Consider the following 17,166-nt stretch of genomic DNA (forward strand, 5'->3'; position numbering starts at 1 on the left):
CACATTATTATAATTAAAATTTGTTATACAGCCTAAGAGTTAACCACTCAGGGCCTCTAAATGTGGAACTTTATTTCTATTTTTGCACAATATACCAAAATTCGTGCAATGATTAAAGAGAATTTTATCAAACTCTACGAGAATAGTTTTCGTGAGAATTGGGACCTTCCTTGTTACACTGACTACGGTGAAGATGTAAATTATACGTATGGTGAAGTAGCCCGTGAAATAGCCCAACTGCATTTGTTGTTTAAACATTGCAGCATCAGGCGCGGCGAGAAGATCGCTATCATAGGAAAGAATAATTCGCGCTGGTGCATTGCCTACATGGCAACCATCACTTACGGAGCGATTGTGGTTCCTATTCTGCAAGATTTCAATCCCAATGATGTGCATCACATTGTGAATCATTCCGAATCTGTTTTCCTTTTTACCAGTGATACCATTTGGGAAACATTGGAGGAGGAACGATTGAGCGGGTTGCGTGCCGTCTTTTCATTAACTGATTTTCGCTGCCTGCATCAGCGCGACGGAGAAACGGTGCAGAAGTTCCTTAAGCACATCAACGAGGAAATGCAGCAAACGTACCCCAACGGCTTTCAAAAAGAAGATATTCAATACACCACATTGGGCAATGAAAAGGTGATGTTGCTCAACTACACTTCGGGAACCACCGGTTTCAGTAAAGGGGTAATGCTTACGGCCAACAACTTGGCGGGTAATGTTACTTTCGGTATCCGAACGGAATTACTTAAAAAGGGCGACAAAGTACTTTCTTTTCTGCCTTTGGCACATGCCTACGGCTGCGCGTTCGACTTCCTCACTGCCACTGCCGTGGGAACGCACGTCACTCTTTTGGGCAAAGTTCCCTCACCGAAAATCATCATGAAGGCTTTTGAGGAGGTCAAGCCCAATCTCATCATTACCGTGCCGCTGGTTATTGAGAAGATCTATAAGAATGTCATTCAACCTCTCATCAGCAAAAAGGGAATGAAATGGGCGCTCAGCATTCCATTGCTGGATAACCAGATTTACGGCCAGATCCGCAAAAAACTCATTGAGGCGCTGGGTGGTCGCTTCAAAGAAATTATTATTGGCGGAGCAGCCATGAACCCCGAAGTAGAAGAGTTTTTCCAGAAAATTAAATTCCCTTTCACCATCGGATATGGAATGACGGAATGCGGACCGCTTATCAGCTACGCACCGTGGAATGAATTTGTGCGCACTTCGTCGGGTAAGATTCTCGATATCATGGAAGCACGTATATATAAGGAGAATCCCGAATCGGAAACAGGTGAGATACAGGTAAGGGGCGAAAACGTAATGGCCGGCTACTACAAAAACCCCGAAGCTACCGCCGAAGTCTTCACCGAAGACGGATGGTTGCGCACCGGCGATTTGGGAACGATGGACGGCAACGGCAATATATTTATCCGTGGAAGAAGCAAAACTATGATTTTAAGCTCTAGCGGACAGAATATCTTCCCCGAAGAAATTGAGGCACGCCTTAACAATATGCCATTCATTCTTGAAAGTCTGGTTATTGAGCGCCACAAGAAACTCGTTGCTCTGGTTTATGCCGATTATGAAAGTCTGGAATCTCTGGGACTGAACCACGCTGAACACTTAAAAACCATTATGGATGAAAATCTCAAGAGTTTAAATAATTCAGTGGCGGCCTACGAAAAGGTAAGTGAGATACAACTTTATCCCACCGAATTTGAGAAAACACCCAAAAAGAGTATAAAAAGGTATCTTTATAATAGCATCGTCGAAAAATAATATGTTGTTAAACATGCCTGAAAATCAGGGGATAAGCACACGGAACAAAAAAAAATAAAAAAAAATCGGCCAAAAGAGTACAACGTATCAAAAAAGTCTATACATTTGCAACGTTTTAATAAGCAATTGATTGTATTACAGATTTAAAAAAGCAAAGAAAATGAAAAAATTAATTTTAATGTTCGCAGCTATCGCAGCAGTATCTTTCGCATCATGTGGTAACAAACAAGCTGAAGCTGAAAAAGCTAAAGCTGATTCAATCCGTATCGCTGATTCAATCGCAGCAGTAGAAGCAGCAGCAGCTGAAGCAGCTGCAGCAGCAGCTGATACTACAGCTACTGATAGCGCAGCAGTTGTAGCTGAGTAATCTCAGAACAACTCAAAAATTTAAAAAGTCTGTGGTGCTTAGCACTACAGACTTTTTTTTATGCATTATGCACTCATGCAAAAGAATAATCAGTAAACAAAGAAGCACTTCAAGCTTAAGCATAAAAAAAATGGGCACCCAAAAGGATACCCATTTATATTATGTGTCGGAGTATAATTACTCAGCAACTACTTCAAAAGCAACTTCTACTGAAACTTCTTTGTGAAGCTTAACTACTGCTTTGTAAGAACCTACTTCTTTAACAGCGTCCTTAACAACAATAGTTTTTCTATCGATTTCGAATCCAAGCTTAGACAACTGCTCAGCAATTTGAATATTACCTACAGAGCCAAAGATTGTACCGGTAGAACTTACTTTAGTTGCAATGGTCAATGAAACACCTTCCAATTTCGCAGCCAGTTCTTCAGCATCTTTTTTAATCTTTTCAAGCTTGTGTGCACGCTGCTTAAGGTCTTCAGCAAGCATTTTCTTTGCAGAAGGAGAAGCAATAACAGCTTTTCCGGTAGGGATTAAGTAATTACGACCGTATCCAGACTTAACTGTAACGATGTCATTCTTATAACCCAAGTTTGCTACATCTTCTTTTAATATAATTTCCATACTTTTCCTCCTTACAATTATTTCATCATATCAGTTACATATGGCAACAACGCCAAGTGACGAGCTCTTTTAACAGCCTGGGCAATTCTACGCTGGAACTTCAAAGAAGTACCTGTGATGCGACGTGGAAGAATCTTTCCTTGTTCGTTAAGGAACTTCTTCAAGAATTCAGGATCTTTGTAGTCAATGTACCTAATACCGCTCTTTTTGAAACGACAGTACTTTTTCTTCTTAACATCTACTGAGGGCGGAGTTAAATATCTTATTTCAGATTGATTTTGTTGTGCCATGATTAATTTTCCTCCTTTTTAGTTGATTTTACACTTCTTCTCTTAGCAGCATATTCTGCAGCGTACTTATCCATTCTGAAAGTTAAGAAACGGATAATGCGTTCATCACGACGGAAGTTAATCTCCAGCTTCTCAATAACAGAAGGCTCAGCATTAAACTCAATCAGTTGATAAAAACCAGTTGACTTCTTTTGAATGGGATAAGCCAATTTCTTAAGTCCCCAGTTCTCTTCATTAATAATCTCAGCACCTTCTTCAACAAGAAGAGCTTTGAATTTCTCTACCGCTTCCTTCATCTGTACATCAGACAAAACGGGAGTCAAAATGAAAACGGTTTCGTATTGATTCATACTCATTTAATTAAAAAAATAATTTTGTTTTTAAAATCAGTGCGCAAAGTTAGCCATTTTATTCTGAACCACAAATAATTAATCTTTTTTTGTATCTTTCCCACTAGGAATTCTAAAAGAAGAAAACTATCTTTGTGAGGTTGCTTAAACAATAATTTAATGACAGAACAGTTTAATTTTGATATTAATTTGATCTTCGCCATTTTAAATGGCAAAGTATCAGCAGCTATTAACCGAAAGTTATACCGAAACTTCCGGCTAAACGGCTTGGAGATGACTCCGGAGCAGTGGACTGTAATGATATACCTTTGGGAGAAAGACGGGGTAACTCAGCAAGAGTTATGCAATGCGACTTTTAAAGATAAACCTAGCATGACCCGACTTATTGACAATATGGAACGGCAACATCTTGTGGTTCGCATAAGCGACAAAAAGGACCGGAGGAACAATTTAATCCACCTCACTAAAACTGGGAAAGACGTTGAGCCACAAGCTCGCATAGTTGTAAGTAAAACCTTAAAGGAAGCTTTACAAGGAATTGAGGTTAAGGATTTGCAGATAAGTCAGGATGTGCTGAAAAAGATCTTTTTAAACATTAAAGACTGATTAAACCGAGAAAGGAATTGAAAGCAAAGAAGCTAACAATTTGAGATGTTTAATGTTTTTTTTGCATAAATAATTTCATGCGTTAAAGAATAATGCTTTTCTTTGCGACTAGAAAATAATAACCGATTAAAAGACACACGTAATGAAGGCTTTTTTGAAAAATTTGGGACTAATCCTGATTATACTAGGAACAGTTATACTTATAGCTTGTTCTGTTACAGGAAATGTTAATAACAATGCTATCTTGCTTACTGCAGCCGCATTGGTTGTAGGTGGAGTTATCTCTTATATTGTTATCAATAAAAGAATAACTGACTAAGCTCATAAAGCAATCAGGAATAAAAAAAGCCGGAACATGTTCCGGCTTTTTTTATTCCTGATTGCTTTATACTTCACCATCGGGAGTAATAAGCTTATATCCCTTACCGTGGATATTTATAATCTCAATTGATTCATCTTCTTTCAAATGTTTACGTAACTTAGTGATATACACATCCATACTACGTGCATTGAAATAATTATCGTCAATCCAAATGGTCTTCAAGGCGAAATCACGCTGAAGAATTTCATTGGCATGAGCGCACAATAGCCCTAACAGTTCTGATTCCTTAGTAGTAAGCTTAGTCTGTTTACCTTCGCTAGACAGAATTTGTTTCTGAGTATCGAAAGTGAACTTACCAATCTTATACACATTGTTTTCTTTGTTTTTCTTTCCGCGAACCCTTCTCAGAATAGCTTCAATTCTAAAAGTAAGCTCTTCCATACTGAAAGGTTTGGTAATATAGTCATCAGCTCCTATCTTAAAGCCTTCTAATATATCTTCTTTAAGGGTCTTAGCCGTTAAAAATATAATAGGTATTTCAGCATTTGCTGCACGGACTTCTTGAGCCAACGTGAAACCATCTTTTTTAGGCATCATCACGTCGAACACACACAGGTCGTATTTGTTTTTCAGAAAAGCTTTAAAACCAGCCTCACCATCAGGATACAGTTCAGCGGAATAACCCTTTGCCTGTAAATACTCTCTCAAAAGCATGCCAAGATTTTCATCATCCTCGCATAGTAAAATTCGCAGTTTCTCGTCCATATCATTCATTTTTTAATAAAGGTAATGCAATAATAAATTTAGTTCCCACATTCAGTTCACTCTCCGCTCTTATAGAACCTTTATGATCCTGAATTATTTTCTTCACATAAGCAAGTCCTAATCCGAAGCCCTTCACATCGTGTAAATTACCTGTATGAACACGATAGAACTTCTCAAAGACTTTCTTCAAATTTTCTTTTTTAATACCAATGCCATTGTCTTGTACCGAAATCATCAGCTTACCTGCTTCATTCCAGGTTCTAATGTCTAGCAACAAATCTTCGTCCGGCCTTTTATACTTAACAGCATTGTCCATCAGATTGAATATCACATTGGTTATATGCATCTCATCAGCAAAAATCACCGAATCTTCAGCATCCAGGCTAGAGGTAATCTTACCGTTATAACGTTCTACTTTCAAAGTAAATGTATTAATAACCCCAGCTATCATTTCGTTGGCATCTATTTCTTTCATCTTCAAGGTTGCTTTCTGCTTGTCAAACATAGACATCTGCAAAACCTTTTCAACTTGGAATCTCAACCTTTTGGTTTCATCGTTTATCACCCCGGATATATGTTGAAACATTTGCGGCGACTTACCCACAGCCGGGTCTTTCAACATCTGTGCAGCCAGAGAAATAGTAGAAATCGGAGTTTTGAATTCATGAGTCATGTTATTGATGAAGTCATTTTTCATCTCCGTCAATTTCTTCTGCCTGAAAATAATATAAATCGTGAAGATAAATGTAATCAGCAAAACCAGCGTAAAGACCAATGACGGGATCATAAAGCTCACTGAATCAAAAATATAATCTCTTTTTGCCGGAAAATGAACCTTAACTACACTCATCTTTGCGGGAGGGTCATTCGGAAAAAGAATCTGACTATACGAGCTCTCACTACCTTTATCTTCATAGTCAGAGCATCTGTAAACCTCACGGCCGTCTTTATCAATTACAATAAAATGATAAGGTATATCAATTCCATTATTAATTAATTCAGATTTTAAATATTGGTCCAGGTTTTTAAAATTAACCCTCTCTTCCAACGATTTATCACTAGCTCTGTAAAGCATTTGCCAAACGACCTCATCAAGCAAGAAGCGCTGATACAAGTAACGGTTCTTGATGGCCTCCTGCAAAGTTCTGGAAGTCTGCGGTATCGTATTAGTACCGTGTCTTCTAGAAATCATCGCTTTCGGAAGTGCCGATGGTTTGGTTGTTATTGTTTTCAACTCAAATGCCGAATACATGGTACCGTCCTGAGAAGAAACGTTGTAGCGTTGAGTCTGCTGTATGATATCGCCTTTTTGAGGAGAAGAGGAACTTTGCGACAAAGCCTCTCTTTCAGTAGCCGTGACATCCTTTTCGAGCCAGCGTTGCGTCTCATCATATTCCACATTCTTAGAGACCTGGTACAAACTGCGCTTCACTGATTCATCAAATTGCTCATTGCGCATTTTAACCATTTCCTCTATATAACTTACTTGTAAGTAAAGTAAGCTAAGAAAAGAGAGGCCCATAATTACACCTAATATCCAGATTGTTGACTTTTTCATAGCAACAAAATTAACAACTGCTAATTAACACTCCTAATCAATTAACCTGATTTAACCGCAAGTTGTTGTTAATTAACTCAAAACGGCTCGTTAAATGGTATTCTGATCATTATAACAAAGCTTTCGCCTGTTTGGTTTGCAAATTTAATAAAAAATTAAAGAATTCCTTAATCAAAGAGAATAAATAAAAAAGTCACTATCGCTAGAGTTTACCAGCAACAGCGACTTTTTATATATATCAGTCAAAAAGAACTACTCTTCAGCATGTTTTGCTTCAAACTCTTTTATCAATTTATCTTGTACATCTACAGGTACTAATTCATAATTAGCAAATTTCATTATAAAGGACGCACGGCCTCCTGTCAACGAGCTTAAGGCTGTTGAATAAGACGACATTTCTTTTAAAGGAATCTTCGCCACAAGCTTTTCAAATCCTTTTTCACTGCTCATACCCATGATAATGGCGCGTCTTCCCTGAAGATCTCCCATTACATCTCCCATCTTATCCGACGGAACAAAAACTTCCACATCATAAATTGGTTCCAGAATTTTGGGGCCTGCATTTTTAAAGGCCTCACTGAATGCATTTCTTCCCGCCAGCATAAAAGAAATTTCGTTAGAATCTACCGGGTGCATTTTACCTTCATAAACAATAACTCTTACATCTCGGGCATAAGATCCAGTTAAAGGACCCTGTTCCATACGAGCCATGATACCTTTCAAAATAGCAGGCATAAACCTAGAATCGATAGAACCGCCAACGATACTGTTGATAAAGACAAGTTTGCCACCCCAATCCAAAGAGATCTCTTCCACTCCTTTCACACTGATTTTAAATTCCTGACCATTAAATTTATAAGTATCAGGTACCGGCATTCCATCTTTATAAGGTTCTACGATAAGATGTACTTCACCAAACTGACCCGCACCACCCGATTGTTTTTTGTGCCTGTAATCAGCTCGGGCAGCTTTGGTGATTGTCTCCCTGTAAGGAATCCTGGGTTCTTCAAATTTAATCGCTATTTTTTCATTATGTTCCAATCTCCATTTCAATGTACGAAGATGAAATTCTCCCTGACCGTGTACCAATGTCTGCCTCAATTCCTTCGATTGCTCTATCACCCAAGTAGGATCTTCTTCGCGCATGCGATTAAGAACACTCATCATCTTTTCCACGTCAGCTTCGTTGACCGGTTTAATGGCTCTGGAATATTTAGAATTGGGATATTTAATAAAATCAAATTTATAGCTACAATCCTTTCCATTCAAGGTATTTCCGGTTTTTACATCCTTTAATTTAACGGCAGCACCAATATCGCCAGCTTGCAATTCTTCTACTTTAATACGATTGGGACCAGCCACTACATAAATCTGAGCAATGCGCTCTTTAGACCCTCTATTAGCATTTGTCAGATCATCTCCCTCTTTTACTTTGCCACTCATTACTTTAAAATAAGAGACTTCACCTATGTGAGGCTCTACACTTGTTTTAAAGAAATAGAGAGACGAAGGGCCATTTGAATCGGGAGCAACTTCTTTCCCTTCCGTATTCACAACTTTGGGCATATCTGAAACAAACGGAACCACATTTCCCAAAAACTCCATCAGTCGCCGAACTCCCATGTCTTTTCCGGCACAAACACAGAACACTGGAAACATTCCCCTATTAGCCAATCCCATGCGAATACCTTCACGCATTTCATCTTCACTAAGAGATTCTTGCTCAAAGAACTTTTCCATCAGCTCTTCTTCATTTTCAGCTGCTGCCTCTACTAAAGCCTTATGCATTTCCATGGCTTTGTCCATCTCTTCAGCAGGTATATCTTCAATGATAGGAGCGCCTCCTTCGGGCTTCCAGGAATACTTCTTCATCAACAACACATCGATCAACGCATTGAAATTAGGGCCTGTTGCTATGGGATATTGAACAGGAATTACTTTATTTCCATAGGCTTCTTTGAGCTGCTCCAAAATGTTATCGTAATCACATTTTTCATTATCAAGCTGATTCACTAAGAATATAACCGGTTTATTGAATTTTTCAGTATACCTGAAATGATTTTGCGTTCCTACTTCAACACCGTATTGACCGTTAATAAGTAGGATGGCCGTATCAGTCACATTGAGTGCAGTAACAGCTCCGCCAACAAAGTCATCTGCACCCGGACAGTCAATCATATTCAGCTTCTTGTTATTCCACTCCACATGAAATACTGTAGAAAAAACAGAGTAACCATATTCCTGCTCAACAGGAAAATAGTCACTCACCGTATTTTTTGCTGCGACAGAGCCGCGGCGTTTTATAACTCCACTCTCGAAGAGCATTGCTTCAACGAGAGTGGTTTTCCCAGAGCCGGAACTTCCCAATAATGAGATGTTCTTAATTTCATTAGTCTGATATACTTTCATGATATCTAAGATTTAAGTGATTAACTAATTATATTCTTCACAAATTCATTTAACTAAGGCGCAAATTATAAATAAATAAATATAAAAACAATTATTATACCTCTGTTTCTAAACAATGTTATGCAACATTTATATTCAGTATTTCTAAATTTTGTATATTTACAGCCAAATCAATCAAAAATACAGGAGTGCCAAGCAAGCTCTTCCTTATAATTCAAAAACTGATGGCGGGCATTTACATACATGTTCCTTTCTGCAAGACGCGTTGCATTTATTGCGATTTCTATTCAACGACACAAAGTTCGCTGCAACCAAATTACGTTTCAGCATTATGTAAGGAGCTGGTTCAACGAAAAGAATATTTAGATTCAGAATCGGTAGAGACAATTTATTTTGGAGGAGGCACACCTTCACAGCTCAGTTACGAAGAACTCACTGCAATCTTCCAAACGATTACAGAAAACTATAGGGTTACCGAAAATGCAGAAGTCACTATGGAAGCTAACCCGGATGATTTATCGTCAACATACTTAAGCCTACTTCGTAAATTACCGTTTAACCGTATCAGTATGGGTATTCAGACGTTTCACGATGGCACACTTAAACTTCTTAAGCGACGTCACAGCGCATTACAAGCACTTGAAGCGTTCAAAAAAAGTAGAGTTGCAGGCTTTAATAATATCAGTATTGATTTAATGTATGGACTACCGGGCGAAAGTATCCAGACTTGGAAAGAGGATATTAACAAGGCTATATCACTAAGTCCTGAACACATATCTGCCTACCATCTTACATATGAACAAGGTACACCTATATATAATATGTTGCAACAGCATAAGATAAGAGAAGTCACCGAAGAGCTCAGCGTGACTTTCTTTAATATCCTCCGAGAGGAATTACTCAAATCCGGATACGAGCATTACGAAATATCAAACTTTTGTCAGCCTGGTAAGGAATCCAAGCACAACACATCGTATTGGAAAGGGGTGAACTATTTGGGGTGTGGTCCTTCTGCCCATTCGTTTAACGGAAAAAGCAGAGAATGGAATGTATCTTCACTTAATGACTATATAAAAGGGATAGAGAAGGGAGAAAGAGATTTTGAAACAGAGGAACTCAATGCAGACACCCGATACAACGAACTGATAATCACATCGTTGCGAACATCAAAAGGAATATGCCTAGATCAAATTACACAAATATTTGGAGGTGCATATACTGATTATTGCCTAAAAATGGGAACAAAATACATGGAACAGGAGTCGTTAATAATAGAATCAGGCTATTTAAGACTAACGGAAAAGGGCCTTTTTATTTCCGATGGAATCATGAGCACTTTATTAAAAGTAGAGAACTAGCACTATATACAACATTAATTAACTACAATAGAAACTAATATGAAAACAAGTAAAAAACTATTCTATCTATTCATTTTTGCCTGCTGCCTCAGTTCATGCAGGAGCAGCAAAAGTATGCAAGCTGATTTCAGACAACTAGAAACAAGTCTGTTCTACGAATTAACTACTCCAGAGTACAAAGGGACTAAAAACACTAAGGTCTACTTGGATCGTATTGATAAGTCCAAAATGCCAGTCTTTACCAAAGTCAAAAAGGACGGCAGCCTATTTCTGCCTCTTCTGTTTGTTAATTATAGTTCGCAAGACTACGCTATAACAATGGGAGAGAGCTGTTTAAAGGAGAACTATTGCAAGTTTCTAACAGATGCATTGTTGGCAGAATGTAACAGTAGCAGTTGTTTTTATCTGACTGATTCCATGCATGAAATGTATAGCGACTCTGATTACGTACTTAAAGTTGAGATTGTGCAAAATGAAACCACAAGTCAAGTTAAGATTGAACAAGGAAATTACTACGTATATGGAGGAAATGATGAAGAAAGCTATTACGGCGAGTACTCAAACCGAGCAGCCAAAAAAGCAACTACAAACCTTTCATTTTGGGTAAGACTATTTAAAGGGAATAACTGCCTCACGACGAATATATACAATGTGAACAAGAGTTTTAAATGCAAAGACTGTAGCTTTGAACAAACGATTGACGCCAATCAGGCAAGCCTTGACAACATGGCAGAATGCCTTTCATTAGCAACGAAAGAGATGGTCGAACAAATAAGCAATGAGATAAACCTCTTTTTAGTGGTAAGATAAGCCAAGCAAACAAGAGCAATCGTTGGATGATTGCAGGCAAAATGCCCTCTAGACAATCACAAGAGGGCATTTTTAGCATACTTATATTACAAATTCATTTCATTTACATACTAAAACAGAACAAATACACAACAAGCAATTGACCTATATCAAGAAAACATGCTAAAAAACATATTTTTAGAAACTTCTCTTTTATGTTATAAAACATACCCTTATCTTTGTATCGGTAAAAAGAAAAAGCTAAGCGCTTAGACCTGATTCAACAGGTATTAGTTTTTTTATAGTTTTCAAGGATAACAAAAGTTTTTAGGTATAACAAATTAAAAAAGTAGGTATTATGAAACGTTTAGGATTAACATTAGTAGCAGTATTCTGCTTGGCTGCCAGTTCTTTTGCAGCAGGAAACCAACCTACAACTGCAAATTGGGAAGGTAACATCAACGTAAACAAGTTGAGTAAATATTTGAAATTGAATTCAAATCAAACTGAAGAAGTAGCTAGCATCTGCGATTATTTCTCTAATCAAATGGATAAAGCGGCTAATTCATCAAAGAAACAAGATGAATTATTGAAGAACGCTGTTTACGGCAACCTCAAACTGATGAAAAAAACCCTGTCTCCAGAACAGTACAGCAAGTACAATACAGTTTTGAACATCACTTTGCAGAATAAAGGTATTGAGCTGAAATAAAGATCTCAAATAAGATCTTCCTTATTAATAGATGCACCGAAAAGCCGAAAAGAAATGGCTCTCCGGTGTTTTATTTTTTTATAGCACAAAAACATCATGATAGGTAAAACCTTTAATAAGATTACAATTTGATGACACATCAATCCATTTATGATCATAAAACCTCATAAATAGTTGATCTAAATCAAAAAAGGACGCTAAACAATAAAATAGATGCATTTTAATTTTTATGTTGTAGAACATATGATTATCTTTGCATCAGTAAAAAGAAAAAGCTAAGCGCTTAGACAAAATTCAATAGATATTAGATTATTAAAGTTTTTAGGTATAACAAATTTAAAAAGTAGGTATTATGAAACGTTTAGGATTAACATTAGTGGCAGTATTCTGCTTGGCTGCCAGTTCTTTTGCAGCAGGAAATCAACCTACAACTGCAAAATGGGAAGGAAACATCAACGTTAATAAGTTGAGTAAATATTTAAAGCTCACTTCTAATCAAACAGAAGAAGTAGCCAATATATGCAATTATTTCTCTGAACAAATGGACAAAGTGTCTAACTCTTCAAAGAAACAAGATGAATTAATTAAAAATGCTGTATACGGTAACCTAAAGTTGATGAAAAAGACTTTATCACCTGAGCAGTATGCAAAGTACAACACCCTTCTAAATATTACTTTGCAAAATAAAGGGATTGAATTGAAATAAAAAGTTTCAACTATATAAAAAAGGTATTGCAGTTTTAACCTGCAATACCTTTTTTTGTTTCAGCCATTAAATTGTAATCATCGTAGCTCCAAAACCATATTCCTGAAAAGATGCATCTTGATAACGACACTTATTATATTTCTTTCTAAGCTCATCTAGTAATGCTTTACGCAACACGCCATCACCTTTACCATGAATAAATACTATTTTTTGCCCTGATTTATTTTTATAACACTCCATTACTTCCCTAAATTTATCTAGCTGATAATTCAGCATCTCACTATTTGACATGCCAGCAGTAGAATCGAGCAACTCATTAATATGCAAATCAACCTCCACCACATTATTTTTAATAACTTCTCGGCGACCGGCTTTGTTTTTAGGTTCTTCCAAATCTTTCTTCTGCAGCAACGCCGATTTAATATCATCAGCAGAAACCAAAACTTGTCGGCCCGGCACATCAGCTTTAACTATATCATAAATGAGAACCGGTTCTTCAAAAAAGACAGACTCACTAAATGTATGTAGCTTGTAAAATTTGACTGTATCAATACGGAACTCTACAGAAACAGCTGGCTTCTGAGCAAAAGTTTTTCCATCCTTAAAAGCAATTAGTTGAATGGCCACATGCTCTATTTCATTAAGGACTTCACGACCAAATTCTTCAAGCAGCAATTTAGTATTAGGCTCTAATAAACCGTGTGAACGACTCTTCCACGCCTTACCCTCCGCACTTAAATATTGGTAATACATAAAGTAGTTACTATCATTCACTAAATAACTTGCAAAAGAAGTGTTGCTGATAACTTTGATATCATCGGGCACAAAAGCCAAAAAGACATTCAATTTATCCCCCCCACTCAGTTCAACCGGACGTAGTGTTATTTCGGGTTTATTGATTTTCTTTTCAGGCTGAACAGAAACTGGGCCTGACGAAGATTTACGTTTTATATTGTAATCATCCGTTTCAATTACGACGCATTCGCGAATTAGCATAGGAAAATCAAAACCGTCTGCATCTTCTACCAAAACGATGTCTTTTCCTTTAAAACCTGTCACAATTCCCCCACCCACTTCATTAAGGAATCTGACTCTATCTCCTATTTTCATAAGCACATATACAAATTAATTCTTTATTTCAGCAAATATCGCTACTTTTGCGCAAGAAAGAAAGAAATCATGCAAGAAAACCCAAAACATATCAAAATAAGCGAATATAACTATTCTCTTCCAGAGGAACGCATCGCTAAATATCCGCTGACAGTAAGGGATGAGTCAAAACTACTCATTTACAACCGAGGCGAAATTACTCAGGATCACTTTTTGTCTCTACCGAATTATATTGATTCAAACGATTTAATGATTTTCAATAACACGAAAGTGATTCAGGCCAGACTTCATTTTCGTAAAGAAACAGGCGCATTAATTGAGATATTCTGCTTAGAACCAATATCACCTAACGACTATGTACTCAACTTCCAACAAACGGAACATGCAGCTTGGTTATGCATGATTGGAAATCTCAAGAAATGGAAAGAAGGAGTTTTACATAAAACAATTATTGTAAAAGGGACAGAAATGATGCTGACCGCTACACGCGGTGCAAATCACGGAACAAGTCATTGGGTCGATTTCAAGTGGAACAATCCAGGGATAACTTTTGCGGATATACTGGAAGAGTTCGGAGAGTTACCCATTCCTCCTTATCTTAACCGTGAAACAGAAGAAAAGGATAAAGAAACATATCAAACAGTTTACTCAAAAATAAAAGGATCCGTTGCGGCACCTACTGCAGGACTACATTTTACGCCACGTGTATTTGAGGCCTTAGCTAATAAAAAAATAGAATGCGAGGAATTAACCCTTCATGTGGGAGCAGGAACATTTAAGCCTGTAAAGAGTGAAGAGATAGAAGGGCATGAAATGCATACAGAATATATTTCTGTATCACGAACCACCTTGAAGAAACTCATAGAACATCATGGAAAAGCAATTGCAGTAGGAACTACCTCAGTGCGCACATTGGAAAGTTTGTATCATATTGGCGTGAAATTATATAATAATCCGAATGCACAAGAAGAGGAACTACATGTACAACAATGGCAGCCATACAATAAAAATTCAGAAGAAAATATTTCTGCCACTGAAGCATTGCAATGCATTGTAGACTACTTGGATAAACATCAGATGGAAGCATTACATAGCAGCACTCAGATTATTATTGCTCCAGGTTATAACTATCGCATTGTAAAGGCTATGGTGACCAATTTCCACCAACCACAAAGCACTTTATTACTTCTTGTTTCAGCGTTTGTGAAAGGTAATTGGAAAGCCATATACAATTATGCATTGAAAAATGAATTCCGTTTCTTAAGCTACGGAGATTCTTCACTACTAATTCCTTAAAATAAAGATGAACAAAGATAATAACGAGGAACTATTTCCTTTAGTCGACGAAGAAGGCAACATAATCGGTGCTGCCACACGTGGTGAATGCCACGATGGAAGCAAGAAACTACATCCGGTTATTCATTTGCACGTTTTTAACTCAAAAGGAGAACTTTACTTGCAAAAACGTCCTGAATGGAAAGATATTCAGCCCGGCAAGTGGGATACTTCCGTAGGCGGACATGTCGATCTTGGTGAAAGTGTCGAAATAGCGCTCAAGAGAGAAGCGCAGGAAGAGTTGGGTATCAGCGATTTCAAACCTGAAATTCTAGCACATTACATATTCGAATCAGAACGAGAACGAGAATTGGTTTTTGCGCACAAAACCATATATGACGGAGTTATAAATCCCAGCGAAGAACTTGACGGTGGTCGTTTCTGGAGTATTGATGAAATCAAAGAACATTTAGGAAAAGGCGTATTTACTCCCAACTTTGAAAGCGAGCTTCAGCGAATAAAACTTTTCTAAACAAGACAACCATGCGATTGTACAATAGGATCAATGCTATTAAACGTATCAATCAACTTGCCGGAAAAGGTGTTCCGTTTGTTTTTCTCATCAACTTTGAACATAATTGTTCATACATTGAAGAAACAAACGCAATAGATACCGACGAACTGTTGTATCAGTTTGGTACTAAAACGAATTACCAGCATACAAATACACCAGTTAAACCTCATCCTATTGTATGGAGTCCTAGTCCAATACCTTTCGAAGAATATCAAAAAGCATTCCATCAAGTGAAAAACAACATCTTAAAAGGAAATAGCTTTTTGGCAAACCTTACTTGTATAACACCAGTGGAATCTAACTTAAGCTTAGATGATATTTTTATTCATTCTGAGGCAACCTATAAAATCAGGTTAGCTAACCATTTTGTATGTTTCTCACCAGAAACTTTCATTAAAATCAATAACGGCATTATTAGTAGCTACCCCATGAAAGGAACTATTCGAGCTGACCTTCCCCGCGCAGCCGAAAAGCTATTGGAAGATGAGAAAGAGATGGCCGAACATGCCACAATTACTGATCTCATCCGTAATGACCTCAGCATGGTTGCTCACAAAGTTTCAGTGACCCGCTACCGCTATATTGACAAACTCACAACCAACAGCGGAAAGATCCTACAAACCAGCACGGAAATAACAGGTAGATTACCTGATAACTATCATCAAAATTTAGGAAACATATTATTTAGACTACTCCCTGCTGGTTCTATTACCGGTGCACCTAAAAAGAAAACAACCGAAATTATAAAAGAAGCCGAGAACTATGATCGAGGATTTTACACCGGAATAGCCGGTTATTTTGACGGTTTTTCTTTAGATTCAACAGTTATGATTCGCTTTGTTGAATTGCAAAACGGCAAACTTTATTTTAAAAGCGGAGGTGGAATTACTTGTCAAAGTAATGCAATAAGCGAATATCAAGAAATGATTCAGAAAATATATGTGCCAATTTATTGAAACCATACGAATTGAAAATGGAGTTATTCATAATCTTGAATATCATAATCAACGATTTAACTCCACACGTCGACATTTTTTTCCGCATGCTATCGACCTTGATTTAGGTACTTCTATTAAAGTACCTTCTGAAGGAGGAAGAATAAAATGTCGTATTCTATACAACGAAGAAATATGTGAAATCACATATACCCCTTATACATTACGACACATACATTCATTACAAATGATTCATTGTAATAGTCTGAATTATCGATATAAAAGTTCTTCTCGAAATGAATTAAACGCTTTATTTGCTCAGCGTAATAGCTGTGACGATGTGTTAATTGTGAAAAATGGTATGCTAACTGACACCTCCATTGCCAATATAGCAGTCAGTAATGGATCTCAATGGTTTACCCCCGCTAAACCTCTATTGGAAGGAACGCAAAGGGCGTTTCTTATCAACAAAGGAATAGTTATTCCAAAAGATATTATTGTCGAAGATATTTTTTGTTATAAAAAGATAGCCCTGTTCAATGCCCTAATCCCCTTCGGAGAATTAATCATCCCCATTACTCCTCAGACTATCGTCCGTAGTTCAGAAAACAATAAGCTATCTGAATAATAGAAAGGT

Annotated in this window: 18 protein-coding genes; 11 read left to right on the forward strand and 7 right to left on the reverse strand. The window is 37.3% G+C overall.

Going from position 1 to position 17,166, the window contains the following annotated elements; genetic code table 11:
• Positions 1–108 precede the first annotated feature (108 nt).
• Positions 109–1,782, forward strand: coding sequence for a long-chain fatty acid--CoA ligase (locus C511_RS0106755; RefSeq protein WP_024996614.1), 1,674 nt, complete (start codon positions 109–111; stop codon positions 1,780–1,782).
• A gap of 160 nt (positions 1,783–1,942) precedes the next feature.
• Complete coding sequence (locus C511_RS0106760) at positions 1,943–2,149, forward strand: hypothetical protein (RefSeq protein WP_024996615.1); 207 nt, start codon at positions 1,943–1,945, stop codon at positions 2,147–2,149.
• A 177-nt stretch (positions 2,150–2,326) separates the two neighbouring features.
• Here C511_RS0106760 and rplI read toward each other — a convergent pair whose 3' ends face one another.
• From rplI to rpsF, 3 genes are read right to left on the reverse strand one after another with little or no spacing between them, the layout of a single operon-like run.
• Entirely contained in the window at positions 2,327–2,770 is a 444-nt protein-coding gene (rplI, locus tag C511_RS0106765) for a 50S ribosomal protein L9 (protein WP_024996616.1), read from the reverse strand.
• Between the two features lie 17 nt (positions 2,771–2,787).
• Positions 2,788–3,060 carry a 30S ribosomal protein S18 gene (gene rpsR, locus C511_RS0106770; RefSeq protein ID WP_024996617.1) on the reverse strand — a complete coding sequence of 91 codons (273 nt, stop codon included), beginning with the start codon at positions 3,058–3,060 and terminating at the stop codon, positions 2,788–2,790.
• A 2-nt stretch (positions 3,061–3,062) separates the two neighbouring features.
• Complete coding sequence (rpsF, locus tag C511_RS0106775; RefSeq protein WP_024996618.1) at positions 3,063–3,410, reverse strand: 30S ribosomal protein S6; 348 nt, start codon at positions 3,408–3,410, stop codon at positions 3,063–3,065.
• Positions 3,411–3,569: 159 nt separating this feature from the next.
• Between rpsF and C511_RS0106785 the strand changes: the two genes are divergently transcribed.
• Positions 3,570–4,016, forward strand: a complete 447-nt coding sequence (locus C511_RS0106785) for a MarR family winged helix-turn-helix transcriptional regulator (RefSeq protein ID WP_024996620.1) — start codon at positions 3,570–3,572, stop codon at positions 4,014–4,016.
• 385 nt (positions 4,017–4,401) lie between these two features.
• Here C511_RS0106785 and rprY read toward each other — a convergent pair whose 3' ends face one another.
• From rprY to C511_RS0106800, 3 genes are all read right to left on the reverse strand, one after another.
• On the reverse strand, positions 4,402–5,103 hold the full coding sequence (gene rprY, locus C511_RS0106790; RefSeq protein ID WP_024996621.1) for a response regulator transcription factor RprY: 702 nt from the start codon (positions 5,101–5,103) through the stop codon (positions 4,402–4,404).
• A 1-nt stretch (position 5,104) separates the two neighbouring features.
• A complete protein-coding gene (locus C511_RS0106795) occupies positions 5,105–6,661 on the reverse strand; it encodes a sensor histidine kinase (RefSeq protein ID WP_024996622.1) in 1,557 nt (518 codons plus the stop codon).
• A gap of 252 nt (positions 6,662–6,913) precedes the next feature.
• Complete coding sequence (locus C511_RS0106800) at positions 6,914–9,070, reverse strand: elongation factor G (protein WP_024996623.1); 2,157 nt, start codon at positions 9,068–9,070, stop codon at positions 6,914–6,916.
• A 224-nt stretch (positions 9,071–9,294) separates the two neighbouring features.
• Between C511_RS0106800 and hemW the strand changes: the two genes are divergently transcribed.
• From hemW to C511_RS0106820, 4 genes are all read left to right on the forward strand, one after another.
• Positions 9,295–10,428 (forward strand): radical SAM family heme chaperone HemW, encoded by a 1,134-nt coding sequence (gene hemW / locus C511_RS0106805; RefSeq protein ID WP_024996624.1) that lies wholly within the window; start codon positions 9,295–9,297, stop codon positions 10,426–10,428.
• A 39-nt stretch (positions 10,429–10,467) separates the two neighbouring features.
• A complete protein-coding gene (locus C511_RS0106810) occupies positions 10,468–11,238 on the forward strand; it encodes a hypothetical protein (RefSeq protein ID WP_024996625.1) in 771 nt (256 codons plus the stop codon).
• A gap of 337 nt (positions 11,239–11,575) precedes the next feature.
• Positions 11,576–11,929 (forward strand): hypothetical protein, encoded by a 354-nt coding sequence (locus C511_RS0106815; RefSeq protein WP_024996626.1) that lies wholly within the window; start codon positions 11,576–11,578, stop codon positions 11,927–11,929.
• A gap of 352 nt (positions 11,930–12,281) precedes the next feature.
• Entirely contained in the window at positions 12,282–12,635 is a 354-nt protein-coding gene (locus tag C511_RS0106820) for a hypothetical protein (RefSeq protein WP_024996627.1), read from the forward strand.
• Between the two features lie 66 nt (positions 12,636–12,701).
• Here C511_RS0106820 and C511_RS0106825 read toward each other — a convergent pair whose 3' ends face one another.
• A complete protein-coding gene (locus C511_RS0106825) occupies positions 12,702–13,745 on the reverse strand; it encodes a DUF2027 domain-containing protein (RefSeq protein WP_027317967.1) in 1,044 nt (347 codons plus the stop codon).
• A 69-nt stretch (positions 13,746–13,814) separates the two neighbouring features.
• On the opposite strand from C511_RS0106825, the gene C511_RS0106830 reads away from it, so the two are divergent.
• The 4 genes from C511_RS0106830 to C511_RS0106845 are packed head-to-tail and all read left to right on the forward strand — an operon-like array spanning position 13,815 to position 17,157.
• Positions 13,815–15,041 carry an S-adenosylmethionine:tRNA ribosyltransferase-isomerase gene (locus C511_RS0106830; protein ID WP_024996628.1) on the forward strand — a complete coding sequence of 409 codons (1,227 nt, stop codon included), beginning with the start codon at positions 13,815–13,817 and terminating at the stop codon, positions 15,039–15,041.
• Between the two features lie 7 nt (positions 15,042–15,048).
• Positions 15,049–15,552 carry an NUDIX hydrolase gene (locus C511_RS0106835; RefSeq protein WP_024996629.1) on the forward strand — a complete coding sequence of 168 codons (504 nt, stop codon included), beginning with the start codon at positions 15,049–15,051 and terminating at the stop codon, positions 15,550–15,552.
• A gap of 11 nt (positions 15,553–15,563) precedes the next feature.
• Entirely contained in the window at positions 15,564–16,550 is a 987-nt protein-coding gene (locus C511_RS0106840) for an aminodeoxychorismate synthase component I (protein ID WP_024996630.1), read from the forward strand.
• Positions 16,534–17,157 (forward strand): aminotransferase class IV family protein, encoded by a 624-nt coding sequence (locus tag C511_RS0106845; protein WP_024996631.1) that lies wholly within the window; start codon positions 16,534–16,536, stop codon positions 17,155–17,157. Before C511_RS0106840 ends, C511_RS0106845 begins: the two co-directional genes overlap by 17 nt.
• Positions 17,158–17,166 lie beyond the last annotated feature (9 nt).

The sequence above is a fragment of the Bacteroides graminisolvens DSM 19988 = JCM 15093 genome (assembly GCF_000428125.1).
Classification (GTDB): Bacteria; Bacteroidota; Bacteroidia; order Bacteroidales; family Bacteroidaceae; genus Bacteroides; species Bacteroides graminisolvens.

What these genes read in the sequence shown, in the direction of transcription:
- C511_RS0106755 (WP_024996614.1), top strand. Translation starts at nt 109, where the DNA reads ATGATTAAAGAGAATTTTATCAAACTCTACGAGAATAGTTTTCGTGAG.
- C511_RS0106760 (WP_024996615.1), top strand. Translation starts at nt 1,943, where the DNA reads ATGAAAAAATTAATTTTAATGTTCGCAGCTATCGCAGCAGTATCTTTC.
- rplI (WP_024996616.1), bottom strand. Translation starts at nt 2,770, where the DNA reads ATGGAAATTATATTAAAAGAAGATGTAGCAAACTTGGGTTATAAGAAT.
- rpsR (WP_024996617.1), bottom strand. Translation starts at nt 3,060, where the DNA reads ATGGCACAACAAAATCAATCTGAAATAAGATATTTAACTCCGCCCTCA.
- rpsF (WP_024996618.1), bottom strand. Translation starts at nt 3,410, where the DNA reads ATGAATCAATACGAAACCGTTTTCATTTTGACTCCCGTTTTGTCTGAT.
- C511_RS0106785 (WP_024996620.1), top strand. Translation starts at nt 3,570, where the DNA reads ATGACAGAACAGTTTAATTTTGATATTAATTTGATCTTCGCCATTTTA.
- rprY (WP_024996621.1), bottom strand. Translation starts at nt 5,103, where the DNA reads ATGGACGAGAAACTGCGAATTTTACTATGCGAGGATGATGAAAATCTT.
- C511_RS0106795 (WP_024996622.1), bottom strand. Translation starts at nt 6,661, where the DNA reads ATGAAAAAGTCAACAATCTGGATATTAGGTGTAATTATGGGCCTCTCT.
- C511_RS0106800 (WP_024996623.1), bottom strand. Translation starts at nt 9,070, where the DNA reads ATGAAAGTATATCAGACTAATGAAATTAAGAACATCTCATTATTGGGA.
- hemW (WP_024996624.1), top strand. Translation starts at nt 9,295, where the DNA reads ATGGCGGGCATTTACATACATGTTCCTTTCTGCAAGACGCGTTGCATT.
- C511_RS0106810 (WP_024996625.1), top strand. Translation starts at nt 10,468, where the DNA reads ATGAAAACAAGTAAAAAACTATTCTATCTATTCATTTTTGCCTGCTGC.
- C511_RS0106815 (WP_024996626.1), top strand. Translation starts at nt 11,576, where the DNA reads ATGAAACGTTTAGGATTAACATTAGTAGCAGTATTCTGCTTGGCTGCC.
- C511_RS0106820 (WP_024996627.1), top strand. Translation starts at nt 12,282, where the DNA reads ATGAAACGTTTAGGATTAACATTAGTGGCAGTATTCTGCTTGGCTGCC.
- C511_RS0106825 (WP_027317967.1), bottom strand. Translation starts at nt 13,745, where the DNA reads ATGAAAATAGGAGATAGAGTCAGATTCCTTAATGAAGTGGGTGGGGGA.
- C511_RS0106830 (WP_024996628.1), top strand. Translation starts at nt 13,815, where the DNA reads ATGCAAGAAAACCCAAAACATATCAAAATAAGCGAATATAACTATTCT.
- C511_RS0106835 (WP_024996629.1), top strand. Translation starts at nt 15,049, where the DNA reads ATGAACAAAGATAATAACGAGGAACTATTTCCTTTAGTCGACGAAGAA.
- C511_RS0106840 (WP_024996630.1), top strand. Translation starts at nt 15,564, where the DNA reads ATGCGATTGTACAATAGGATCAATGCTATTAAACGTATCAATCAACTT.
- C511_RS0106845 (WP_024996631.1), top strand. Translation starts at nt 16,534, where the DNA reads ATGTGCCAATTTATTGAAACCATACGAATTGAAAATGGAGTTATTCAT.